Origin of the sequence: Pseudomonas sp. NPDC098740, assembly GCF_044760065.1 — a bacterium.
GTDB lineage: Bacteria > Pseudomonadota > Gammaproteobacteria > Pseudomonadales > Pseudomonadaceae > Aquipseudomonas > Aquipseudomonas rossensis.
The window spans coordinates 150,407-175,587 of record NZ_JBIWAM010000010.1 but is presented as its reverse complement, the minus strand read 5'-3'; the positions used below and the strand labels follow the sequence as shown (position 1 = coordinate 175,587).

Sequence of the window (25,181 nt, the reverse complement as noted above, 5' to 3'; positions counted from 1 at the left end):
GACTTTAAAGCCCCTCCAACTCCGCCATCAGGTCATTGAGGCGATCCACCTTCTCCTCGGTGATGTCGCTCGCCGCCAATCCGTCGATGTATTCGGCCAACTCCGCCACCGTGCTGCATTCAAACATCGCCCTCAGCGGCACATCACGTTGCAGGGCTTTCTGCACCCGCGAAGCGATCTGCGTCGCCAGCAATGAATGCCCGCCCAGCTCGAAGAAGTTGTCGCGAGTACCGACCTTCTCGACCTTCAGCACCTCGGCCCAGATATCCGCCAGCGTCTGCTCCAGTTCATTGCGCGGCGCCTGGTAGTCCTGGCTCTGCAACTGGCCGATCTCCAGCACTGGCAGCGCCTTGCGATCAAGCTTGCCGTTGGCGTTGAGCGGCATGCGATCCAGCCATAGCCAGTGCAACGGCACCATGTATTCCGGCAGTTCAGCGCGCAGACGTTGCTTGATGCGTTCCAGTCGCTCCGTTGAATTGATCAAAGAATCAGCCGCTACCAAATAGCCGACCAGATGTTTGCCGTTGACGCCTTCCTGTACGCCGACCGCCGCTTCGCGCACTTGCGGTTGCTCATGCAGACGCGCTTCGATTTCACCCAGTTCGATGCGGTAGCCGCGGATCTTCACTTGATGGTCGATCCGCCCGACGTATTCCAGCACGCCGTCACTGCGACGACGGGCCAGATCACCGGTGCGATACAGACGATCCCCCGGCGCGCCAAATGGGTCAGGCACAAACACTTGAGCCGTGCGCAACGGATCACTGACGTAGCCACGGCCGACCCCGGTTCCGGCGACACACAACTCGCCCACCGCACCCAACGGCACCAGTTCCAAGGCACCATCAAGCAAGTACAAACGGTTGTTGTCGGTCGGCGTACCGATCGGCAGATAACTGCCACGAGTCGACGCCATGTCGACGCGGAAGAACGCCACGTCGTCCGAGCATTCCGCCGGACCGTAAGCATTCACCAGCCCGATCTCCGGGTAGCGCAGCAACCATTGGTGCGCCAGCTCCGGCGGCATCGCTTCACCGGTCGGCAGCATCCAGCGCAGGCCGTCGAGGCTCATGCGTTCCTGGGCGAGCATGCCCTGAATCAGCGACGGCACGCTTTCCAGCACGGTAATGCCCTGGGTCGACACATGCGCCAGCAACCCTTGCGGATCATGGGCGATGGTGTTCGGCACGATGTCCACCCGAGCGCCGAACAGCGGTGCGGCGAGGAACTGCCAGACCGAAATGTCGAAACTTTGCGAAGCAGTCTGCGCGATCACGTCGGCATCGCTCAGGTTCAGGTACGGCACCTTGCTCAACTGGTTGTTGAGCATGCCGCGCTGTTCGACCATCACGCCTTTCGGCAGGCCGGTCGAACCCGAGGTGTAGATCACGTAGGCGAGGTTGTCCGGGCCGCTGTAGATGCCCGGGTTGGCAACCGAAACATCGCTCGCCTGCACCTCTTCCCAGACCAACAACGTGGGCCGGTTGGCGCAACCAAACTCATCCAGCAGCGCCAACGCTTGCTCGCGGCAGGCCTGAGAACACACCAGCAACGGCGTGCGGCTCAGGTCGATGATCCGGCTCAGACGCTGACTCGGCAGGCCCGGGTCCAGTGGCAAGTAACCGGCGCCCGCCTTGAAGCTGCCGATGATCATGCCCAGCAGATCGAGGTTACGTTCAGCCAGCAACGCCACCGGTTGATCCAGCCTCACACCAGCGGCGATCAAGGCGTGACCTAGACGGTTACTGCGCTCATTCAGCTCAAGGTAGCTGTGCTGCTGACCCAGGCAACTGGCAGCCATCCGCTGAGGATGCTGAGCAACCTGAGCCTCGAACAGTTCGACGTAACTCTGCTCCAGCGGGTACTCGTGTTCGTTCTGGTTGCACCCGTGGATCAGGAAGTCTTGCTCTTCAAAGCCCAGCAACGGCAGATCGGCCATGTCGCCGTGGAATCCTTCGACCAGCGCCAGCAGCAATCGCTTGAACTCGCCGAGCATGCGCTCGACGGTCGACTCATCGAAATAACGCTGGTCGTAAGACAGGTGCAAGCCCAGGTCATCGCCCGGATAGCAGACCGCCGTCAGCGGGAAGTTGGTGTGGGTGCGGCCCGAATCCGAGGTCGCGTTGAGGCTCTGCGCACGGTCCAGCACCGAGACTTCCACCGGGGCGTTTTCGAACACGAACAGGCTGTCGAACAACGGCTGGCCCTTGGGCAGTTCGCTGTTTTCCTGAATGCTCACCAGCGGCAGGTATTCGTATTCGCGCAGTTGCATGTTGCTGTCGAGCAAACCGCTCAACCATTGACGAACACTGCAACGCTGATCGTCTTCCGGCATTTTCACCCGCAGCGCGATGCTGTTGATGAACAGCCCGACCGTGCGCTGCATCTGCGGCATGTCCACCGGACGCCCGGCCACTGTGACACCAAACAGCACGTCGCGATCACCGCTCAAACGGCGCAGCACTAACGCCCACGCCGCTTGGGCAAAGGTGTTGATGGTCAGCTGATGGGCCTGAGCCAGTTCGCGCAGTTGCGCACCGTCACGGGCATCCAGCCGTGTGTAGCGGTCGCCGACGATCATGCCGCCGCTTTCGCCGGCATGTTCGCGCAGGAACGGCCGGTCGCTCGGAATCGGCGTGGTCCGCTCGAAACCTTGCAGGTTGGTTCTCCACCACTGCCGCGCCTCGGCCAGGCTCTGGCGTTGCAGCCAGCCGATGTAGTCGCGATAACGCGACACAAGCCCAAGCTGCGCTTCCCGGCCTTCGCCGAGGGCGGTGTAGATTTCGAAGAAATCGTTCATCAGCAGCGAACGGCACCAGGCATCGATGAGGATGTGGTGGTTGCTCATCATGAACCAGTAGCGCGCCGCGCCGACCTTGATCAGACGCAGGTGGAACGGTGCCTGATTGAGCAGATCGAACCCGGCCTCGCGCTCGCTTTTGAGCAACGCCTGCAACTTCGGCTCCTGCTCGACTTCGGCGATTGCGCTCCAGTCCAGGTACTCGATTGGCGTGCTGCCCGGCTTGTGGATAACTTGCAGCATGTCTTCGCCCACGTTCCAGCAGAACGACGCGCGCAGGGCTTCGTGGCGGGCGATCACCGCTTGCCAGGCCTGGGCAAAACGCTGCGGGTCGAGCTCGCTGTTGATGCGGTAGCGATCCTGCATGTAGTAGAGGCCGGTGCCCGGTTCCAGCAAGGTGTGCAGCAGCATGCCTTCCTGCATCGGTGTCAGCGGGTAGACGTCTTCGATGGCGGCGGCCGGGATGGGCAACGCGTCGAGTTGCGGCTGGGTCAGTTTCGCCAACGGGAAGTCCGACGGCGTCAGGCCTCCCGCATCGGCGCGCAGGCAATGCTCGATCAGGCTCTGCAATTCGCCGAGGTAAGCGTCTGCCAGCTCAGTGATGGTCCGCAGATCGTGGCGTTCGGCACTGAAGGTCCAACGCAGCACCAGCTCACCGCCATAGACCTGACTGTCGACACTCAGCTCATTGGGCAGCGGCGCGCGAGGATCATGGGCCGCGCCGACCGCTTCATCGAGAGGACGGAACAAGGCGTCCGCGCCGAAGCTCTGGTCGAACTGACCGAGGTAGTTGAAGGTGATCGGCGCCACCGGCAAGGCAGCCATGGTCTGCCGGCTCGAGTCATCGGCGAGATAACGCAGCACGCCATAACCCAGACCTTTGTGCGGCACCGCGCGCAGTTGTTCCTTGATCGCCTTGATCGCGGCGCCCTGCTCGTTCTCCGGCGTCAAGCGCAGCGGATAAGCGCTGGTGAACCAGCCGACGGTACGGGTCAGGTCGATCTCGTCGAACAGCGTTTCGCGGCCGTGACCTTCGAGTTGAATCAGCGCCGATTCGTGACCGCTCCAGCGGCACAGCACGCGGGCCAATGCGGTCAGCAGCAAGTCGTTGACCTGAGTGCGATAGGCGCTCGGTGCCTGTTGCAGCAGTTGGCGAGTGCGCTCGACATCGAGGCGCACGCTGACGGTTTGCGCATGACGATTCTGCCGGCCACCCTCGGGGCGATCACACGGCAATTCGACGCTTTCACCGGCCAGTTGCGACTGCCACCAACTCAATTCTTCACGCAGGGATTCGCTGCCGGCATACGCCTGCAAGCGTGCGGCCCAGTCCTTGAAGGCACTGGTTTTCGCCGGCAGTTTTACCGACTGCCCCGCGTCCAGTTGGCGATACACCGTTTGCAGGTCGTCCAGCAGCACCCGCCACGAAACGCCGTCCACCACCAGGTGGTGAATGGCAATTAACAGCCGTTGTTGGCCCTCGGGACCGTCGACCAGCAGCGCCCGCATCAGCGGCCCTTCCTCAAGGTCGAGGCTGCGCTGGGCATCGGCGAACAGCGCCGCGCATTTGTCCATGGACGAAACGCGCACTTGCCACAACACCGGCGCGTCGGAAACCGCCTGGTGCTCGGCTTGCCATTGCCCCGCAATCTCAGAGAAACGCAAACGCAAGGCGTCGTGCTGTTCGATCACAGCCAGCAGCGCTTGCTCCAGGCGATGGGGCTCAAGCGCCACAGTGGGTTCCAGCAGCAACGCCTGGTTCCAGTGTTGGCGCTGGGGGATGTCGGTGTCGAAGAACCAGTGCTGGATCGGCGTTAGACGCGATTCGCCGGTCAGCAAACCTTGCTCGGCCGTGATTTGCACGGTGCGGGTCGCCACGGCGGCCAGGGTTTGCACGGTCTGGTGCTGGAACAGGTCACGCGGGCTGAAGTGAATACCCTGCTGCCGCGCACGGCTGACCACCTGGATCGACAGAATCGAATCGCCGCCCAGTTCGAAGAAGTTGTCGTTGAGGCCGACCTGCAGAACGTTCAAAACTTCGCACCAGATGGCGGCCAGCGTCAGTTCAAGCTCGTTGCTCGGCGCCACGTACTGCTGACGGTTCAGCTCCGGATCCGGCGCCGGCAATGCGCGGCGGTCGAGTTTGCCGTTGGCGGTCAGCGGCATGCTGGCCAGCAGGATCAAATGCGTTGGCACCATGTAATCCGGCAACTGGGATTTGAGGTGCGCCTTCAACGCTTCACGCAGAGTGTGTTGTTGCACTTCGTCTTGCCCGGCGACTTCAGTCACCAGATAGCCGACCAGTTGTTTACCGCTCGGGGCATCCAGCGCCAGCACCACGGCTTCACGGATCGATTCATGCTCCAGCAGACGGGTCTCGATCTCACCCAGTTCGATGCGGAAACCACGAATCTTCACTTGATGGTCAATACGGCCGAGGTACTCCACCAGACCATCGGCGCGCTGGCGCACCAGATCGCCGGTGCGGTAAAGACGCCCGCCATTGGCGGCGAACGGATCAGCCACAAAACGTTCGGCCGTCATACCCGGACGCTGGTGATAACCCTGCGCCAGACCGGCGCCGCCGACGTACAACTCGCCGGTCGCGCCTTGCGGCACCAGCGCCAGATCAGTGTCTAGGATGTAGGCCACCCGCGCGCCGATCACGCTGCCGATCGGCACGCTGCCGAGGCCTTCTTCCAATTGCTCGGGCGCCAGACTGGCCAGCGGCATGACCACGGTTTCGGTCGGGCCGTAGGCGTTGAAAAACAGGCTCGGCTTGAACGCTGCGCGAATCCGCGCCAGATGCTCGCCGGTCAGCGCTTCACCGCCGGTGATGCACATCCGCACCGGCAACGTCTCGCCCTGAGTCGCCAGCCATTGCGCCAACTGGCTGCCGTAGCTTGGAGTGAAGCCGAGGATATTGATGTTGTGGCGGCGAATCAGACCGCAGATTTCTTCCGCGTCCCACTGGCCTTGAGCGCGCAGAACAACTTGAGCACCACTCAACAAAGGCACCAGCAAACGCTCGGTCGCGGCGTCGAAGTTGATGGAATAGAAGTGCAGCTCGCAGTCGTCCGGACGCATGCCGAAACGCTCGATCACCGCACGGCAGTGCATGGCGATTTCACCGTGGGACACCACCACGCCTTTCGGTTTGCCGGTAGAGCCCGATGTGTAAATCAGGTACGCCTGGTGTTGCGGCAGGCTGATAAACGGCAGCTCGGTGGCCGGGTAGTTGGCCAGTGTGGCGGCATCCTCCTCGAGGCACCAGCGAGCCACGGTTGGCGGCAGCTCGCCAAGCGCTTCGAACATCGCCGCATCGCTGAGCAGCAAACCGATGCCGCTGTCTTCGATCATGTAGTGCAAACGGTCCAGCGGATATTCCGGGTCCAGCGGCACGTAGGCGCCGCCGGCCTTGAGGATCGCCAACAGGCCGACGACCATTTCCAGTGAACGCTCAAGCGCCAGCCCCACCCGAATCTGCGGCCCGACGCCCCGCTCGCGGAGCATCCAGGCCAGGCGATTGGCGCGGCTGTCGAGTTCGGCGTAGCTCAGGGTTTGCCCGGCGAATGTCAATGCCGGTGCATCTTTTCGGGTCAGGGCCTGCTCGCTGAACAGGTGATGAATGCACTGGTCGAGGCGATGTTCGCCCGGCTCGACGCCGAGGTTGTCGAGCAGGTTTTGCTGTTCGGTGGCGTCCAGCAGCGGCAGTTCACTGAGGCGCTGTTGCGGATCGGCCAGCAGCGCTTCCAGCAGGTTGCGCCAATGCCCGGCCATCCGAGCAATGCGCGGTTCATCGAACAGATCGGTGCTGTAGGTCAGGCAGCAACCCAGGCGATGGTCGAGGTCGGTGACTTCCAGGTTGAGGTCGAACTTGGTTGCGCGGGCATCGTTGGCCAGGTACTGGACGGTCATGCCAGCGAGTGTGCGGCTCTGCTGGAATTCCCAGCGCTGCACGTTGCACATCACCTGGAACAACGGGTTGTAAGCCGCGCTACGCGGCGGCTGCAAGGCTTCCACCAAATGATCGAACGGCAAGTCTTGATGGGACTGGCCTTCGATCACGGTGTGGCGAACCTGCTCGAACAACTCACCCACGGACATCTGCCCGTCGAGCTGGCAACGCAGCACTTGGGTGTTGAGGAACGCACCGATCAGCCCTTCACTTTCCGGACGAATCCGGTTGGCCACCGGCGCGCCGATGCGCAGGTCGGTCTGGCCGCTGTAGCGGTAAAGCAGCACGGCCAGCGCGGCGGTCATGGTCATGAACAGGGTCAGACCATTTTGCGCATTGAAGGCGCGAACCCGTGCGGCAAGCTCATCGCTCAGGTCGAAACGGAACAATTCGCCTTGATGGCTTTGCACGGGAGGACGTGGACGGTCGGCGGGCAATTCCAGCAGCGGATGTTCGCGGCCCAGTTGCGCGGTCCAGTAGTCGAGTTGGCGCTGACGTTCGCCGGACTCCAGCCACTGGCGCTGCCAGACGCTGTAATCCAGGTATTGCACCGGCAGCGGTTCCAGCGGCGATTCGCGGTCATCGACGAAGGCCTCGTAGAGCGCGCTCAGTTCCCGGGCGAAGATGTCCATCGCCCAGCCTTCGGTGACGATGTGGTGCAGGGTCAGCACCAGGTAGTGCTCCTGCTCGGCGGTCTTGACCATGCAGGCGCGCAGCAGCGGTCCGGTCTCCAGATCGAAGGGTTTATGTGCCTCGTCGTCGGCCAGTTGCTGGACGCGTTGTTCGCGGCGATCAACGTCGAGCGCGGAGAAGTCCTTCCAGTCCATGCGCATGCCGGTGTCCGGGTGAACCCGTTGCTGCGCCACGCCATCGATGCTCGGGAACGTGGTGCGCAGGGTTTCGTGACGCATGATCAGCGCTTGCAGCGCGGCTTCGAAGCGCCCGACATCGAGCACCCCGCGCATCCGCGCCATGCCGCCAACGTTGTAGGCCGGGCTGTCCGGTTCCATCTGCCAGAGGAACCACATGCGCTGCTGGGAATAGGACAAAGGCACCGGGTGGCTGCGATCGACTTTCTCGATGGGCGGTTGCTGGTTGGTTTTGCCGCTGGCCTGGATCAGTTGAACCTGTTCGGCAAAGGCGCCCAACTCACTGTTTTCGAACAGCGCGCGCAGCGGCAACTCGACGTCGCAGGCCTGACGAGTGCGGGAGATGATTTGCGTGGCCAGCAAGGAATGGCCGCCGAGTGCGAAGAAATCGTCGCGCAGACCGATTTTCGCGAGGCCCAATACCTCACGCCAGATGCCGGCGATTTGTTGTTCCAGCGCGGTAACCGGTTCGACGTGTTCGCGCACTTGCCATTGCGGTTCCGGCAAGGCGCGACGATCGAGTTTGCCGCTCGGGCTCAGGGGCATTTCGTCCAGACGCATGAGTTGCGCCGGGACCATGTATTCCGGCAACTCGGCGGCTAGCGCAGCTTTCAGGCGTGCGGTTTGAGCATCAATATCTTCTGTGGAATCGGTTGCGGTGTAGTAACCGATCAACTGTCCACCGGCCGCCGTCTCGCGCACCAACACCACGGCTTGAGCGACACCGTCCTGAGCCAGCAATCGTGCTTCGATTTCTTCCGGTTCAACGCGGAAGCCACGCAGCTTGACCTGCTGATCGAGACGGCCGAGGTATTCGATCACACCGTCAGCGGTCCAGCGTGCACGGTCACCGGTGCGGTACAGACGCGCGCCCTGCTCGCCCAATGGATCGACGACAAAACGTTCTGCAGTCAGACCCGGACGCCCCAAATAGCCACGGGCCAAACCGATACCGCTGATGCACAGTTCACCCGGCACACCGGCCGGAACGGGATTGAGTGCCTCATCGAGCACGCGGCACAGCACATTGCCCAGCGGACGACCAATCGGCGAGCGTTCGCCATCGGCCGTTGTGCAGTGCCAATGAGTGACGTTGATCGCGGTTTCGGTCGGGCCGTAGCGGTTGTGCAATTGCACGGCTGGCAGTTGTTCCAGCACGCGGTTGCGCAATTCGGCGGGCAAGGCTTCGCCACCGGAGAATACGCGGCGCAGGCTGGTGCATTCGGCAGTCAGCGGTTCCTCGATGAACAACGAAAGCAGCGGCGGCACAAAGTGCAGCGTGGTCACGCCGAACTGTCGAACCAGTTGCGCAATACGATGCGGATCGCGGTGTTCGCCGGGGCCGGCGATCAGCAAGCGTGCACCGGTAATCAGCGGCCAGAAACACTCCCACACCGACACGTCAAAACTGATCGGCGCCTTTTGCATCAGCACGTCGGTGTCGTTCAAACGATAGGTGTTCTGCATCCATTGCAGGCGCTCGGTGAGGGCTGCGTGGGTGTTGCCGACGCCCTTCGGCTGGCCAGTGGAACCGGAGGTATAAATCACGTACGCCAGGTTGTCGCCGTGCAAGTGCAGGCCCGGTGCGTGGCTCGGCCAGCTCTCCAGATGCAAGGCGTCCATGGCGATCACGCTGACGCCATCGGTGGCCGGCAAGCGGTCAAGCAATTGGGTTTGGGTCAGCAGCAACTCGACGCCGCTGTCGCTGAGCATGTAGGCCAGGCGTTCGGCCGGGTAATCCGGGTCCAGCGGCACGTAGGCGCCACCGGCCTTGATGATCGCCAGCAGGCCGATCAGCAGTTGCGGCGATCGCTCCGCGGCGATGGCCACGCAGACGTCCGGGCCGACGCCTTTGTCGCGCAGGTAATGGGCCAGGCGATTGGATTGGGTGTGCAGCTCAGCAAAATCCATGGTGCCACCGTCCCACATCAGCGCAGTGCGCTCAGGGGTCAGGCGAGCCTGTTCGTTGAGCAGTTCCGGCAGCCATTGGCTGGCCGGTGTGCACGGAGCGGCGCTCCACGATGTTTGCTGATCGTGTTCACTCGGGGTCAGCAGTGGAAGGTCGCCGATGGCGGTTTTCGGTTGTTCGCAAACGGCTCGCAGCAGGTTGCTGAAATGCTCGGCCAGACGCTCGATGGTCGCGGTGTCGAACAGTTCGCTGGCGTAGTCGAAGGACAGGCTCAGGCGACCATTTCGGTCTTCCTCGCTGTGCAGTTGCAGGTCGAACTTGGCTTCGCGGCTGTGCCACGGCAGCTCTTCAGCCAGCAGCCCTGGCAGGCGACGCAATGCGCTCAAATCCCGCTGCTGGTGGTTGAACATGACCTGGAACAAACCTTGTTCGCGGGCTTGCGGGAAGGCTTCGAGCAATTGTTCGAACGGCAGATCCTGATGCGCTTGTGCGCCCAACGCGGCCTGACGGGTTTGCGCCAGCAGCTCGACGAATGGCAGCTGCGAATCCAACTCGGCGCGCAGCACCTGGGTGTTGATGAAGAAGCCCATCAGCCCTTGGGTTTCCAGGCGCGGACGGTTGGCGTTCGGCACGCCGATGCGGATGTCGCGTTGGCCGCTGTAGCGGTGCAGCAGGCTCTGGAACGCGGCGAGCAACAGCATGAACGAAGTGGATTCATGGGCCTGGGCGGTCTGGCGAATGGCATCGCTCAGGGTCGCGCCCAGCTTCACGCAATGGCGGGCAGCACTGTGCGTGTGTTGCGCCGAGCGCGGATGGTCGGTGGCCAAGTTCAGGGTTGGATGCTCATCGCCCAATTGCGCTTTCCAGTAAGCCAGCTGACGCTCGCCCTCCCCTTGCGCCAGCCATTGACGCTGCCAGCTGCCGTAATCGGCGTACTGGGTCGGCAATACCGGAAGCGTCGCCTTTTGTCCTTGGGACGCGGCGGCATACAGGCGCGAAAACTCATCGATCAGCACGCTCAGCGACCAGCCGTCGGCGATGATGTGATGCAGCGTCACCAACAGTTGATGGTCCTCTTCATCGAGGCGCACCAAGGTCACCCACAGCAGCGGGCCTTTCTCCAGATCGAATTGAGTACGGGCTTCGTCTTCACGAATGTGTTGCGCGCGCGCTTCACGCTCGGCAACCGGCAGGTCGCTGATATCGATGAGTTGCAGGTTGAATTCGCTTGCTGCATCGACCTGTTGCAGCGCCACACCATCACGTTCGAAGAACCGCGTACGCAGGGATTCGTGACGCTCGATCAGCTGTTGGAAACTGGCGCGCAAGGCGTCTTCATCCAGCTCGCCGCGCAGGCGCAAGGCGCCGGGAATGTTGTAGGCGCTGCTCTGCGGGTCGAGTTGCCAGGTGATCCACAGACGGTTTTGCGCAAGCGATTGCGGCATGGCTTCGGTGCGCGACAGCGGGGTGATCGCGCCTTGGGCGAGTCCGCCGTCCTGTTGTTGCTGAGCGACTGCGGCGGCAAACGCGCCAAGGGTCGGCGCTTCAAACAGCAGGCGCAGGTTCAGCTCCAGACCGAGTGCTTCGCGCAGACGCGCGACCACCTGAGTGGCGGCAATGGAGTTGCCACCGAGCAGGAAGAAGTGATCGTCGGCGCTAACCTGTTTGACGCTCAGCTGTTCGCACCAGATCTGGCCAATCAAGGTTTGCAGTTCGGAACCTGATTCGGTCGCGGATTTACTTTCGATGTCTGACGACGGGAACAGTGCATAGCTGTCGAGGCTGCCGTCCGCCAGACGATTGCGGCATGCCGAGCGTTGCAATTTGCCGCTGGAGGTCTTGGGCAACGCGCCCGGATTGAGCAGCACCACCACGCTTGGCGCTTCCTGATACGCCTCGGCCACGGCTTGGCGGATGGCTTTGATCAGGGCGTCGGGCGGGAGGATTTTTTGCACGCTGCGGCTGATTTCCGCCGCAATGCCGATGCCTTCCTGCCCCTCGATGTTCACGGCGAAAGCGGCGACACGACCTTTGCGCACCACCTCCACTTCGCGCTCGATGGTCTGTTCGATGTCTTGCGGATAAAGGTTGTGGCCACGGACGATCAGCATGTCTTTCAAGCGTCCGGTGATGAAGAGTTCACCGTTGCGCATAAAGCCCAGGTCGCCGGTGCGCAGCCAGGTACGGCCAGCGTGTTGCACGAAGGTTTGGGCGCTGGCTTCCGGGTTGCGCCAGTAACCGTGGGCGATACTTGGCCCGGCGGCCCAGACTTCGCCGACCGTGTTGTCAGCCAACTCGTTGAGGGCTGTCGGATCGAAAATCAGCACCGCGTGATCCGGCTGACTGATGCCGCAACTCATGATCGCGCTGCCCTCGCCTGGCTCGGCACGGTTTTGTGCCAGGGCTTGATCGTCTACGCGCAGGTTGCCAATGCCCTGACCGCGAGGGCTGCCGGCCACGAATAGCGTCGCTTCGGCCAATCCGTAGGACGCCATGAAACTGTCCGGGGTGAAACCGCAGGTCGCGAACTTCTCGGCGAAGCGATCCAGCGTATCGAAGCGAATCGGTTCGGAACCGGAATACGCCACACGCCAGCCGCTCAGATCGAGGCGTTCCAGGGCCGATTCACTGACCCGCTCGCTGCACAACCGATAGGCAAAGTCCGGCCCGCCGCTGATGGTGCCGCCGTACTCGCTGATCGCTTCCAGCCAGCGCAACGGCCGGCCGAGGAAATACGCCGGCGACATCAACACGCACGGCACGCCGCTGAAAATCGGCTGCAACAGACCGCCGATCAGGCCCATGTCGTGGTACAGCGGCAACCAGCTGACGATCACGTCGTCAGGATTCAGATCAATGCCGAAGCCGTGGCGAATCAGCAGTTCATTGGCCACCAGGTTGCCGTGGCTGACTTGCACCCCTTTAGGCAACGCGGTGGAACCGGAGGTGTATTGCAGGAACGCGATGTGGTCGTCTGCAAGGTTCGGCGCCGCCCAACGTTCGGCCAGGGCGCTGTCGAGGGTGTCGACACACAGCAACGGCGGCGCTCCGTCGATTTGCAGCAACGCATCGCGCAGAGCGGCGCTGGTCAGCAGCAAACGCGGTTCGGCATCGCTAATGATCGACAGCAAACGCTCCTGATGATGACGACGAGCCGACTCCGGCGGATAGGCCGGCACCGCGATCACACCGGCGTACAGGCAGCCGAAGAACGCCGCGACGTAATCCGGGCCGCTGGGAAACAGCAGCACCGCGCGATCGCCAAACGCAGCCTCGGCCTGCAACGCGCCAGCAATGGTCCGCGCCCGCTGATCCAGCTCGCGATAACTGAGCACCACAGCCTGATCCTGGGTTTCGGCGAGAAAACGCAAGGCCACCCGGTCCGGCGTCAGGGCCGCTCGGCGCTGAAGGGCTTGGACCAGTGTGCTGGGGAGTTCGAACGCGTCGGTCATGAGGTTTCCTGCCTGAATTCGGCTTGCAAGTGGAATCGGTTTTCTGACGTCACGCCCCTTCCGGGGCATGCAGCGCGCGGTCTTCGCCGACCGCGCAAGGCTTGGGAATGCTGCTTTGGCCGCGGCCGCTACCCGGAACCATTCACCAATGAGAACGGTTGACGTCTTGAAATAATTAGTCGGTAAGCCTGATCGCCAATGGGGCTGCGGTGCGTCAGCGTGTCGCAGTTCTCACTCTGCACCTTTGCGGAGTATTAGTTCTATTTCTCATTTGACAATCATTATCATTCAGAATAATTTGTCGCTCGATGTGTTGGACGGCTCAGCCCCCGCGTGCCGCCCCACGAACCTATTGGCAGCAAGGTGATTTCCAATGACGGAACAAGTGTCCACAAGCAGGTGCGATTCACCGCTACTTCAGGCATTCGTCGACAATCGACTGATTCTGGTCAAGATTGCAGCCCGCATTACCGGCTGCCGGTCGCGTGCTGAAGACGTGGTGCAGGATGCGTTCTTCCGGCTGCAATCCGCGCCGCAGATCACGTCCTCGTTCAAGGCTCAGCTCAGCTACCTGTTCCAGATCGTGCGCAACCTGGCGATCGATCACTACCGCAAACAGGCGCTGGAGCAGAAGTATTCCGGCCCTGAAGAGGAAGGCCTGAACGTGGTGATTCAAGGTGCTTCGCCGGAAACCTCGCACATCAACTTCTCGACGCTGGAACACATCGCCGACGCGCTGACCGAGCTGCCCAGCCGCACCCGCTACGCCTTCGAGATGTATCGCCTGCACGGCGTGCCGCAAAAGGACATTGCCAAGGAGCTTGGCGTCTCGCCGACCCTGGTGAACTTCATGATTCGCGATGCGCTGGTGCACTGCCGCAAGGTGTCGGGCAGCCGCGTGGATACCTATGCCCGTCGCTAAGATCTGAAATCTGCGTCGCCCCCAATCGCGAGCAAGCTCGCTCCCACATGGGATCTATTGTGAACACACAGTTTGTGAACACTGGAGATCAACTGTGGGAGCGAGCTTGCTCGCGATGGCGGACTCAAGACCGCAACAGATCTTGAGCCTTACGCATCAAGCCAACGCACACCGATCAAAAAACCGCTCACGCCCCAGCACCATCAACGCCGCGCGCTTGTGCGGGAAGTCGAACGCTTTCTCGCAATGGAAACCCTGGTTCTGCATATGCCCGATCATCTTCGCGTTGTCGGCGCGAGGCTCGGCAACCACTCGCTGAGTGCGTGGATCGTCGAGAAACAGGTAATGCGTCAACGCCGATAACCAGCTCGCCACCTTATGCGGGCCTCGGTGATTTTCTTCACCCACCAGCATGTGAATACCGCGGTCGTAATCGCCGGCGTCATAGAACGGCGCGATGCGATCTTCCTTGGCCCAATAGGCTTCAAAGTAGGCGAACGGCTGATCATCGAAACAACCGATCAGCGTCAAAGTGTGGGGATCGGCTTCAAGTTTGCTCAGGTACTCGTGATGCTGCTCGAGGCTGCCCTCCTCCTGCCAGAAACTCGCCACGCGCGGGCTGTTCTGCCAACGATTGAATCGCGCCAGGTCCAGGTCGATGTTCACCGTGCGCAGGGAAATCCAGGCACCGAGGCGCGCATCAAAACGCCGATAGACTTCACCCCGCGGTTTCACCGGCCGCAGCGGATGACGCTTGCCGCCGCTGATGACCATTTGCTGCGGATAACTCGGTGTCAGTGACGCGCCCAGCCAAGGCTGAGGCAACTGCCAGAACAGCGTGCGTTCGCAAAGATACTGGCCGACGATTTCGTCAGGGATCAGCAACCCGCTGAGCAATGCTTCGGTGGAGGCTTCATCGAGATGCCAGGTCAGGCGCTGGCAGGCCGGGTCACGGGCAAACAGCCAATAACAGGCCGCCCAGACGGCACGATTATCGGCGTGGTCGAAGCGCTCTTCTACTTGCACTTGCAGCGCGGGCTCGCGAGTCAGACGCAACTGAATCAGCGGCTGCCCTTCAAGGCTGAGACACAGGCGGCTTTCGGTTTCATCAGCTACAAGACGGCTTCCTGTCGGCAAGGCCAGGGCAGTCAGGTCATTCAGAGTGGACATGGGTCGGGCTCACGTTAATCGTCGACAGTTCAACGAGGTGACGTGAGCCAGTGCGGGAAATTTAAGAGAAGTCGGTAAATACGCGACCTGTGGCGCGATCTCAGCTACTCGGGACCGGCACCACGGCGATCTTGTAGGGATCGAAAATCTTCAGCATCTGGCCATTGTCCCGCAACCCTTTCAGCAACTTGCCAAATGCCTCGCCACTGATCGGTGCGGCCGGCCGGAGGATGGCGTAGTGGTGATAAACCTGATCGATACGCTGGGACACCAGCAACTGATCGGCGACTTTCTCGTTGCGCAGCAGGTAATCGCTCAGATACGAGCGCGTCACCAGAGCAACGTCGGCACGCCCGCGCAGCACCATCAGCAGGTTACTGTCATGGGAATAGGTCAGCGTTGCGTTGTAGTTTTGCGCGAGGAATTTTGGATCGGCATTGAAGTTGGCGAATTCGTAGTGATAGCCGCTGAACAGCGCCAGACGCTTGCCGGCGAGGTCGGCAAAATAATTCTGCTGACGAACCGGCTGTCCATCGGGCTGGCGTTGCGCGACAAAAATCTCGGCGTCTTCCAGCCCCATGTCGACAGTGGTGTGCGGGATGTCCTTCCAGCCCCAGTCCGGGTTCTCGAAAATCGCCATGTCCACCCGGCCTTGCTTGAAGTCACCGAAACGCCGGGGAATGGAAGTGGGCACCAACACAAACTGATAGCCGCTCTGCAAGGCATTGAGCGCCTCGACCAGCTGCGGCAGCAAACCGGTGTCGGCACCGGATTCCGGGCGCACGGTATAGGGGGGGAAATGTGCGGCACCGACCCGCACCAGCTGTGCGGCCTGGGTCGGAACCACGCATAACGCCGCAAGCGTTGCCAGCAAAAGCCGCGAAACCGTCCGAATTGGCGAAGACATCAAAACAACCCACTCCCCAAAAAATACACTTCAATGCATTCAAGCTAGGCGGTTTCGGCCACTTAGCCAGTTTCCTGCGACCTGAATAAACTTATTGCTTCTCTTCCAGCACCAGAATCAACGCCTCATCGGCCAATTGATCGAGGCTCATGCTGCCGCTGGCGCGATACCAGGTAGTAGTCCAGGACAACGCACCGGTCAGAAAACGGCGGGTGATGAACACATCCCCGCGGATAAAACCGGCCTCCTTGGCCTCGCCCAGCACCTGAAGCCAGAGTTCTTCATAAATGTCGCGCAGCGCCAGCACCTGCGCCTGCCCGTCTTCGGACAGCGAGCGCCATTCATACACCAACACCGCCATGGCCTCGCCGCTGCCGCCCATGATCGACTGCAACTCACAACGAATCAGCGCCAGTACCCGCTCGCGCACACTGCCGGCTTCTGCCAGGGCTGCACGCATCAACGCAGTGTTGTAGCGAATGGTTTCTTCCATCACCGCCCGCAGGATCTCGTCCTTGCTTTTGAAGTGATGAAAAATGCTGCCGGACTGAATCCCCACGGCGCCGGCCAGATCGCGCACGGTGGTGCGTTCGTAACCTTTGTTGCGGAACAGGTGAGCCGCCACTTGCAGCAGTTTGCCGCGGGCGCTGTCCGGGTCGGTCAATTGGCCGCTGTCGACCAATTCGCGCATCACCCTCAGGGCATTTTGCTCGTCCACCCGTTCTCTCCTACAGTCGATCAATCAAATACGCCGCTCGCCGCTAAAACTGCGGGGTTGCGCGGGCAATTTAAGCTGGCGTGGGCAACCAAGCAAGCGCTCGGGCAGAAGATATTTATGCCGTTTACAAACCAAGCGCTTGCTTGGTAGTCTCGATGCACTTCTATCGGAGGTGGCTATGGAGTTGACTGTGCCAAAAACAATCCGCATCGGTTGCGCCAGCGCCTTCTGGGGCGACACCTCGACCGCCGCCGCGCAATTGGTGGAAGGTGGGCGTCTGGACTATCTGGTCTTCGATTATCTGGCCGAAATTACGATGTCGATCATGGCCGGCGCGCGGATGAAAGATCCCCGGGCCGGTTACGCCAGCGACTTCATCGAAATCCTCAGCCCGCTGTTGGGTCAACTCGCCGAACAGAAAATCCGCGTCATCAGCAACGCCGGCGGGGTCAATCCGCAAGCCTGCGCCGCCGCCCTGCAAGCGGCCTGCGACAAGGCCGGAGTGGCGCTGAAAATCGCCGTGCTGCTGGGCGATGACTTGCAGCCGCAGCTCAAACAGCTGGGCGGCAGCGGTATCCATGAAATGTCCAGTGGCGCCCCCTTGCCGCCGATGTGCGTCTCGACCAACGCCTACCTCGGCGCACCGGGCATCGTCGAAGCCCTGCGTCTGGGCGCCGACATCGTCATCACCGGACGCGTGGTCGACAGCGCCGTGGTCAGCGCCGCGCTGGTGCATGAATTCGGCTGGTCCTGGCACGACTACGACAAACTCGCCCAGGCCGCACTGGCCGGGCACATCATCGAATGTGGTGCCCAGTGCACCGGCGGCAACTTCACCGATTGGCGCGAGGTGCCCGACTACGAACACATCGGCTTCCCCATCGTCGAAGTCAGCGCCGACAGCCAGTTCATCGTCAGCAAACCCGAAGGCTCCGGCGGACTGGTCACACCGCTGACGGTCGGCGAGCAGATGCTGTATGAAATCGGCAACCCGCAGGCGTATCTGCTGCCGGACGTGGTCTGCGATTTCACTGAAGTCAAACTCGTGCAACAAGGCAAAAATGCGGTCCAGGTGCACGGCGCAAAAGGCTTGCCGCCGACCGATCAGTACAAGGTCAGCGCGACGTACCCGGACGGTTTCCGCTGCACCGCCAGTTGTCTGATCGCCGGGATCGATGCGGTCGACAAGGCGCGTCGAGTCAGCGAAGCCATCATCAACAAGACATCGGAAATCTTCAGCCAGCGCGGTTGGCCACCCTACAGCGAAGTGAACATCGAACTGCTCGGCTGCGAGGCCACTTACGGCCCCCACGGTCAGCGTCAGGACAGCCGCGAAGTGGTCATCAAACTCGCGGTGCGCCATCCGGGTAAACAGGCGTTGATTGTGTTCTCCCGGGAGATCGCCCAGGCCGCCACCGGCATGGCGCCGGGACTGACCGGGATTGTCGGTGGACGGCCGACGGTGTATCCGCTGATCCGGCTGTTCTCGTTCCTTATCGACAAAACCGCCTGCACGCTGGAAATTGATCTCAAGGGCCAGCGCCACCCCTGCGCCTTGCCCGCCGTTGATGTACTCGACACCGCCGACCTGCCCGTGGCGTGCGCCCCACCGAAACCTTCAGACCGGGCCGATGCCAGCGTGGCCCTGGTCAAACTCGCCGTGGCGCGCTCCGGTGACAAGGGCAACCACAGCAACATCGGCGTCATGGCCCGCGAGCCGGAGTACCTGCCGTGGATTGCCGAAGCCTTGACGCCGGAAGTGATCGTCGACTGGATGAGTCATGTCCTCGACCCGATCCACGGACGTGTCGAACGCTGGTACCTGCCGGGCACCCACAGCCTTAATTTTCTGCTGGAAAACGCCCTGGGAGGCGGTGGCGTGGCCAGCCTGCGGATCGATCCGCAAGGCAAAGCCTTCGCCCAGCAACTGCTGGAAATCCAGATACCGGTGCCTCAGCGCATCGCCGACCAGGTCAACTAGAGGACTGTCGCCATGGCTTACGATTCGATTTTCAAAGCCGATTTGTTTGCAGGCCAAAACATCATCGTCACCGGTGGCGGCAGCGGCATCGGCCGTTGCACCGCGCACGAACTGGCGGCCCTCGGCGCCCATGTGCTGCTGCTCGGGCGCAAGGCCGACAAGCTGAAAAACGTCGCGACCGAGATCGCCGAAGATGGCGGCAAGGCTGACTGGATGGTTTGCGATATTCGTGAGGAAGAAGCGGTCAAGCATGTGGTCAGCGAGTTGATCCGCAAGCACGGACCGATTCACGGCCTGGTCAACAATGCCGGCGGGCAGTACCCGTCGCCGCTGGCGTCGATCAATCAAAAAGGGTTCGATACGGTGTTGCGCACCAACCTGATGGGCGGCTTCCTGATGGCCCGCGAAGTGTTCAACCAATCCATGAGCACGCACGGCGGCGCCATCGTCAACATGCTCGCCGACATGTGGGGCGGCATGCCCGGCATGGGCCACTCGGGCGCGGCGCGTTCAGGCATGGACAACCTCACCAAGACCGCCGCGTTCGAATGGGGTTATGCCGGGGTGCGGGTCAATGCCGTGGCGCCGGGCTGGATCGCGTCCAGTGGCATGGACACCTACGAAGGCGCGTTCAAAGCGGTGATCCCGACGTTGCGCGAGCACGTTCCGCTGAAACGCATCGGCACCGAATCGGAAGTCAGCGCCGCGATCGTTTTCCTGCTCAGCCCGGCAGCGGCATTTGTCAGTGGCAGCACCTTGCGCATCGACGGTGCCGCCAGCCTGGGCGGGCGCGCCTGGCCGATACACAAGGCGCAGATCAGCGAGTCATATAACGGTTTTCACCGTGCCTACCTCCCTGACGTGCTCAAGGACAAGGAATAAGTCATGCCGGTGATTCAGTCGCAAGTGGACCCGTTCAGCGAACAGTTCGCCCGCAATCGCGCGGCGATGCTGGTCGGCATCGAGCACGTCCGCCAGCTCGAGCAGATCCTGCTGAACAAGGCGGCCGAAGCCAAACCCAGGTTCGACAAACGCGGGCAACTGCTGCCCCGGGAACGCCTCAATCTGCTGCTGGACCCCGGCGCCCCGTTCCTCGAACTGGCGAGCCTGGCGGGCTACAAGCTGCATGACGACAAAGACGGCAGCTCGGCAGGCGGCGGGTTGATCGCCGGGATCGGCTACGTGTCCGGCGTGCGGGCACTGGTGGTGGCAAACAACAGTGCGATCAAGGGCGGGACCATTTCCCCCAGCGGTTTGAAAAAATCCCTGCGCCTGCAACAGATCGCCATGGAGAACAAACTGCCGGTCATTACCCTGGCCGAAAGCGGTGGCGCCAACCTCAATTACGCGGCGGAGATTTTCGTCGAAGGCGCCCGCAGTTTTGCCAATCAGGCGCGGATGTCGGCCATGGGCCTGCCGCAAATCACCGTGGTCCATGGCTCGGCCACGGCGGGCGGCGCCTATCAGCCAGGGTTGTCGGATTACGTGGTGGTGGTGCGTGGCAAGGCCAAGCTGTTTCTGGCCGGCCCGCCGCTGCTCAAGGCTGCCACCGGCGAAGTCGCCACCGATGAAGCACTGGGCGGTGCCGAGATGCATGCGCAAATCGCCGGCACCGCTGAATACCTGGCCGAGAACGATGCCGATGGCGTGCGGCAGGTGCGCGAGATTGTCAGCCTGTTGCCGTGGAATGATCAGTTGCCCTGGGTACCCGAACGTCGGTGGGAAGAACCGCTCTACCCCATCGACGAGTTGCTCGGGCTGATTCCTGACGACGCGAAAAAACCTTACGACGTGCGCGAAATCATCGCGCGGATTGCCGACGGATCGAACTTTCTCGAATTCAAGGGCGAGTTCGATCAACAAACCGTCTGCGGCCATTTGCAGATTCAAGGCCGCGCCTGCGGGTTCATTGGCAACAACGGGCCGATCACGCCCAAGGGTGCGAGCAAGGCGGCGCAGTTCATTCAGCTCTGTGACCAGAGCCAGACGCCGCTGCTGTTTTTTCACAACACCACCGGGTTCATGGTCGGCACCGAGTCGGAGCAGCAAGGCGTGATCAAACATGGCGCGAAAATGATTCAAGCGGTGGCCAATGCCCGCGTGCCTAAACTGACCATCGTCGTCGGTGGCTCCTACGGCGCCGGCAACTACGCGATGTGCGGCCGCGGCCTCGACCCGCGCTTCATTTTTGCCTGGCCCAACAGCCGCACGGCGGTGATGGGCGGCGCCCAGGCCGGCAAAGTGCTGCGAATCGTCACCGAGGGCAAGCAGGCCAAGGACGGCCTGGTGCCCGACCCGAAAATGCTCGACATGCTGGAACAGGTCACCGCGCAGAAACTCGACAGCCAGTCCACCGCGCTGTACGGCAGCGCCAGCCTGTGGGACGACGGGTTGATTGATCCTCGCGATACCCGGACCTTGCTCGGGTACTTGCTGGATATTTGTCATGAAGCCGAAGTGCGACCGCTGCAATCCAACAGTTTTGGCGTAGCCCGTTTCTAAGGGCGCTCAGGAGAACAATAAAAATGATCTTCACCCAGGAACACGAAGCACTGCGCCGCACCGTCCGCCAATTCGTCGATCACGAGATCAATCCTCACGTCGAGGCATGGGAAAAGGCTGGACGCTTTCCGATCCACGAGATCTTCCGCAAGGCCGGCGACCTCGGCCTGCTGGGGATTTCCAAACCGGAAAAGTTTGGCGGCATGGGGCTCGATTACAGCTATTCGATCGTCGCGGCTGAAGAGTTCGGCACCATCCACTGCGGCGGCATTCCGATGTCCATCGGCGTGCAGACCGACATGTGCACCCCGGCGCTGGCGCGTTTCGGCTCCGATGAACTGCGCGAAGAGTTTCTCCGTCCGGCGATCACTGGCGAGCAGGTCGGCTGCATTGGTGTTTCCGAAGTCGGCGCCGGTTCCGACGTGGCCGGTTTGAAAACCACCGCCCGCAAGGACGGCGACGACTACGTGATCAACGGCAGCAAGATGTGGATCACCAACTCACCGAGCGCCGATTTCATCTGCCTGCTGGCCAACACCTCGGACGACAAACCGCACATCAACAAGTCGCTGATCATGGTGCCGATGAACACCCCTGGCATCAGCCTCAGCTCGCACCTGGACAAGCTCGGCATGCGCAGTTCAGAAACCGCTCAGGTATTTTTCGACAACGTGCGCGTGCCGCAACGCAACCGCATCGGCCATGAAGGCGCAGGGTTCATGATGCAGATGCTGCAGTTCCAGGAGGAACGGCTGTTCGGCGCGGCGAACATGATCAAGGGCCTGGAGTACTGCATCGACAGCACCATCGAGTACTGCAAGGAGCGCAAAACCTTCGGCAATGCGCTGATCGACAATCAGGTCATCCATTTCCGCCTGGCCGAACTGCAAACCGAAATCGAATGCCTGCGGGCATTGGTCTATCAGGCCACCGAGCAGTACATCAAAGGCCAGGATGTCACCCGTCTGGCGTCAATGGCTAAACTCAAGGCCGGGCGTTTGGGCCGGGAAGTCAGCGACAGCTGCCTGCAATATTGGGGCGGCATGGGCTTTATGTGGGACAACCCGGTGGCCCGCGCTTACCGCGATGTGCGACTGGTGTCGATCGGCGGCGGTGCCGACGAAATCATGCTGGGCATCATCTGCAAACTCATGGGCATCCTGCCGGGGAAAAAGAAATGAGCACCCTGCCCGTTTGCCAGACCTTGCTGCTCGAACCGCATAACGGTGTCCTGCACATCACCCTCAACCGCCCGGAAAGCCGCAACGCCATGAGTTTGCAAATGGTTGCCGAACTGCGTGCGGTGCTGGCGGCGGTGCGTGACGACCGAGCCATTCGCGCGCTGGTGATCGGTGGTGCGGGCGGGCATTTTTGCGCCGGTGGCGACATCAAGGACATGGCCAATGCACGCGCTCAGGGCCCGAGCGCCTATCGCGACTTGAATCGCGCGTTCGGTGCGCTGCTGCAAGAGGTGCAACACGCGCCGCAAGTGGTGATCACGGTGCTGCAAGGCGCGGTGCTCGGCGGTGGTTTTGGTCTGGCCTGCGTCAGCGACGTCGCCTTGGCCGATCACCTGGCGCAATTTGGTCTGCCGGAAACCAGCCTCGGCCTTCTGCCTGCGCAGATCGCGCCGTTCGTGGTGCAGCGCATCGGCCTGACTCAGACTCGCCGACTGGCGCTGACCGCTGCACGTTTCGATGGCACGCAGGCACGACGCATGGGGTTGGTGCATTTTGTCGAGCATGACGCGCAAGCGTTGGCCGAGCGTCTCGATGAAATTCTGGCCCATGTGTTGTGTTGCGCACCGGAGGCGAATGCGACGACCAAAAAGCTGTTGCTGGCGAGTGCCGGACAGCCATCGAATGCGTTGCTGGATGAAGCGGCCGACTGGTTCAGCGAGGCGGTGACCGGGGCTGAAGGTATTGAGGGGACCATGGCCTTCGTGCAGAAACGCAAACCGGGTTGGGCTATTTAAGAGCCTGCTCGCGAAGAGGCCGTCACTTTCACCGTACAACTTCAGAGAAGACCCAATGCCCGGACTAAGCAAAATCCTGATCGCCAACCGCGGTGAAATCGCCTGCCGCATCCAGCGCACCGCCCAGGCATTGGGCTATCGCACGGTCGCGGTGTTCAGCGATGCCGACGCCGATGCGTTGCATGTGCAGATGGCCGACGAAGCCGTGAACATCGGCCCGGCCCCGGTGCAGCAGTCCTATCTGAGTATCCCGGCCATTCTCGACGCCGCCCGGCGCACGGGCGCTGACGCGATCCATCCGGGCTATGGCTTCCTCTCGGAAAACGCCGGCTTCGCCCGCGCCTGCCAGGATGCCGGCATCACCTTCATCGGCCCCAGTCCCGAAGCCATCGATCTGATGGGCAGCAAACGCCTGTCGAAACTCGCCATGCTCGATGCCGGTGTGCCGTGCATCAAGGGTTACCAGGGCGAAGAACAGGACGACGCAACCCTGAGCCGCGAAGCCGCACGCATCGGGTATCCGCTGATGATCAAGGCCAGTGCCGGCGGTGGCGGGCGTGGCATGCGCCTGGTGCACGAGGCCAGTGATTTGCTCGAACAACTGCGCACCGCCCGCTCCGAAGCGCTGCATGGGTTTGGCAGTGACGAACTGATTCTCGAGCAAGCGCTGATCGACCCGCGTCACGTCGAAGTTCAACTGTTCGGCGACCAGCACGGCAACCTGATCTACCTTGGCGAGCGCGACTGTTCGATCCAGCGTCGCCACCAGAAAGTCATCGAGGAAGCACCCTGCCCGGTAATGACCGCCGAGTTGCGTCAGGCCATGGGCGAAGCGGCGCTCAAGGCGGGTCGCGCAGTAAATTACGTCGGCGCTGGCACTGTCGAGTTCCTGCTGGATACGCGTGGGCAGTTTTACTTTCTGGAGATGAACACCCGACTCCAGGTGGAGCACCCGGTGACCGAATTGATCACCGGCCTCGATCTGGTGGCCTGGCAGTTGCACGTCGCCGAAGGACTGCCTCTGCCCTTGCGACAGGAGCAGGTTCAGCTCAGCGGCCATGCCATGGAAGTCCGTTTGTACGCCGAAGATCCGGCACACGGTTTTCTGCCGCAAACCGGTCGCATCACCGCCTGGGAGCCTGCGTTGCAGCGCGGCGTGCGGATCGACCATGGCCTGATCGAAGGCCAGACAGTCAGCCCGTTTTATGACCCGATGCTGGGCAAGATCATCGCCCACGGCGCCACCCGCGAAGAAGCCCGGCGCAAATTGCTGCGGGCGGTGCAGGACAGCGTGCTGCTCGGCGTGCAGAGCAATCAGCGCTTGCTCGCCAGCCTGCTCGAACACCCGCAGTTCATCAGTGGCGAGTTCAGTACGGGATTCATCCATACTCACTTTGCCAAGCATCCCTGCCTGCATGCGCATGTGCCGAGTGCCGAAGAACTGGCCATCGCTGCTGCATTGTTCTATCAAGCCTCGGCGCAGGTTCATCACGTGCCACTGGCCGGTTGGCGCAACAACGCCAGCGTACCGTTGCACTATCGAATCGGCCTTGAGGATCAGGATTGGCCGGTGGAATTGAACGCTGTGCCGGGTGAACCGTATCGGATTCAAGTCGCAACAACGCCCTTTGAATTGAAGATCATCCAGTGCGACGGACGCTGGGCCAGCCTGGAAATCAACGGCATCCGGCGACGCCATGCTTATCGTCTCGAGGCAGGACAACTCTGGCTGTTCACCCGTCCCGGCAGTGTGCGGCTGGTGGACCGGACGCAGGCCTTGGTCAGCAGTCAGGCCAGTGTCAGCACCGGCACCCTCAAGGCCCCGATGGACGGGGCGATCGTCGACGTGCTGGTGACTGAGGGCAGCCCGGTCAGTAAAGGCCAGTTGTTGGTGGTGCTGGAGGCCATGAAAATGGAGCATCCGCTCAAGTCGGGCATCGACGGCGTGCTCAAACGCTTGCAGGTCAGGGTCGGTGACCAGGTGAAAAATCGTCAAATTTTGTTGGAGGTCGAATAAG

At 61.7% G+C, this 25,181-nt stretch carries 11 protein-coding genes; 7 read left to right on the top strand and 4 right to left on the bottom strand.

Going from position 1 to position 25,181, the window contains the following annotated elements; translation table 11 throughout:
* Positions 1–4 precede the first annotated feature (4 nt).
* Entirely contained in the window at positions 5–12,988 is a 12,984-nt protein-coding gene (locus tag ACIQU2_RS15150) for a non-ribosomal peptide synthetase (RefSeq protein ID WP_403142093.1), read from the bottom strand.
* Between the two features lie 373 nt (positions 12,989–13,361).
* Here ACIQU2_RS15150 and ACIQU2_RS15145 point away from each other — a divergent pair, with 373 nt between their 5' ends.
* On the top strand, positions 13,362–13,910 hold the full coding sequence (locus ACIQU2_RS15145; protein ID WP_149417501.1) for an RNA polymerase factor sigma-70: 549 nt from the start codon (positions 13,362–13,364) through the stop codon (positions 13,908–13,910).
* Positions 13,911–14,066: 156 nt separating this feature from the next.
* Here ACIQU2_RS15145 and ACIQU2_RS15140 read toward each other — a convergent pair whose 3' ends face one another.
* From ACIQU2_RS15140 to ACIQU2_RS15130, 3 genes are all read right to left on the bottom strand, one after another.
* On the bottom strand, positions 14,067–15,080 hold the full coding sequence (locus ACIQU2_RS15140) for a GNAT family N-acetyltransferase (protein WP_403142089.1): 1,014 nt from the start codon (positions 15,078–15,080) through the stop codon (positions 14,067–14,069).
* A gap of 100 nt (positions 15,081–15,180) precedes the next feature.
* A complete protein-coding gene (locus ACIQU2_RS15135) occupies positions 15,181–15,987 on the bottom strand; it encodes a substrate-binding periplasmic protein (protein WP_403142087.1) in 807 nt (268 codons plus the stop codon).
* A gap of 91 nt (positions 15,988–16,078) precedes the next feature.
* Positions 16,079–16,705 (bottom strand): TetR/AcrR family transcriptional regulator, encoded by a 627-nt coding sequence (locus ACIQU2_RS15130; RefSeq protein WP_403142085.1) that lies wholly within the window; start codon positions 16,703–16,705, stop codon positions 16,079–16,081.
* 190 nt (positions 16,706–16,895) lie between these two features.
* On the opposite strand from ACIQU2_RS15130, the gene ACIQU2_RS15125 reads away from it, so the two are divergent.
* Genes ACIQU2_RS15125 through ACIQU2_RS15100 form a run of 6 tightly spaced genes read left to right on the top strand, consistent with a single transcriptional unit; the run spans position 16,896 to position 25,180 of the window.
* Positions 16,896–18,686 (top strand): acyclic terpene utilization AtuA family protein, encoded by a 1,791-nt coding sequence (locus ACIQU2_RS15125; protein ID WP_403142082.1) that lies wholly within the window; start codon positions 16,896–16,898, stop codon positions 18,684–18,686.
* Positions 18,687–18,698: 12 nt separating this feature from the next.
* Positions 18,699–19,568, top strand: a complete 870-nt coding sequence (locus ACIQU2_RS15120; protein ID WP_403142080.1) for an SDR family oxidoreductase — start codon at positions 18,699–18,701, stop codon at positions 19,566–19,568.
* A 3-nt stretch (positions 19,569–19,571) separates the two neighbouring features.
* On the top strand, positions 19,572–21,188 hold the full coding sequence (gene atuC / locus ACIQU2_RS15115; protein ID WP_403142078.1) for a geranyl-CoA carboxylase subunit beta: 1,617 nt from the start codon (positions 19,572–19,574) through the stop codon (positions 21,186–21,188).
* A 23-nt stretch (positions 21,189–21,211) separates the two neighbouring features.
* Entirely contained in the window at positions 21,212–22,369 is a 1,158-nt protein-coding gene (gene atuD / locus ACIQU2_RS15110) for a citronellyl-CoA dehydrogenase (RefSeq protein ID WP_403142075.1), read from the top strand.
* Positions 22,366–23,163 carry an enoyl-CoA hydratase/isomerase family protein gene (locus tag ACIQU2_RS15105; protein ID WP_403142072.1) on the top strand — a complete coding sequence of 266 codons (798 nt, stop codon included), beginning with the start codon at positions 22,366–22,368 and terminating at the stop codon, positions 23,161–23,163. The genes atuD and ACIQU2_RS15105 overlap by 4 nt, the downstream gene beginning before the upstream one ends.
* Before the next feature lie 55 nt (positions 23,164–23,218).
* Complete coding sequence (locus ACIQU2_RS15100; protein WP_403142070.1) at positions 23,219–25,180, top strand: acetyl/propionyl/methylcrotonyl-CoA carboxylase subunit alpha; 1,962 nt, start codon at positions 23,219–23,221, stop codon at positions 25,178–25,180.
* Position 25,181 lies beyond the last annotated feature (1 nt).

What these genes read in the sequence shown, in the direction of transcription:
- ACIQU2_RS15150 (WP_403142093.1), bottom strand. Translation starts at nt 12,988, where the DNA reads ATGACCGACGCGTTCGAACTCCCCAGCACACTGGTCCAAGCCCTTCAG.
- ACIQU2_RS15145 (WP_149417501.1), top strand. Translation starts at nt 13,362, where the DNA reads ATGACGGAACAAGTGTCCACAAGCAGGTGCGATTCACCGCTACTTCAG.
- ACIQU2_RS15140 (WP_403142089.1), bottom strand. Translation starts at nt 15,080, where the DNA reads ATGTCCACTCTGAATGACCTGACTGCCCTGGCCTTGCCGACAGGAAGC.
- ACIQU2_RS15135 (WP_403142087.1), bottom strand. Translation starts at nt 15,987, where the DNA reads ATGTCTTCGCCAATTCGGACGGTTTCGCGGCTTTTGCTGGCAACGCTT.
- ACIQU2_RS15120 (WP_403142080.1), top strand. Translation starts at nt 18,699, where the DNA reads ATGGCTTACGATTCGATTTTCAAAGCCGATTTGTTTGCAGGCCAAAAC.
- atuC (WP_403142078.1), top strand. Translation starts at nt 19,572, where the DNA reads ATGCCGGTGATTCAGTCGCAAGTGGACCCGTTCAGCGAACAGTTCGCC.
- atuD (WP_403142075.1), top strand. Translation starts at nt 21,212, where the DNA reads ATGATCTTCACCCAGGAACACGAAGCACTGCGCCGCACCGTCCGCCAA.
- ACIQU2_RS15105 (WP_403142072.1), top strand. Translation starts at nt 22,366, where the DNA reads ATGAGCACCCTGCCCGTTTGCCAGACCTTGCTGCTCGAACCGCATAAC.
- ACIQU2_RS15100 (WP_403142070.1), top strand. Translation starts at nt 23,219, where the DNA reads ATGCCCGGACTAAGCAAAATCCTGATCGCCAACCGCGGTGAAATCGCC.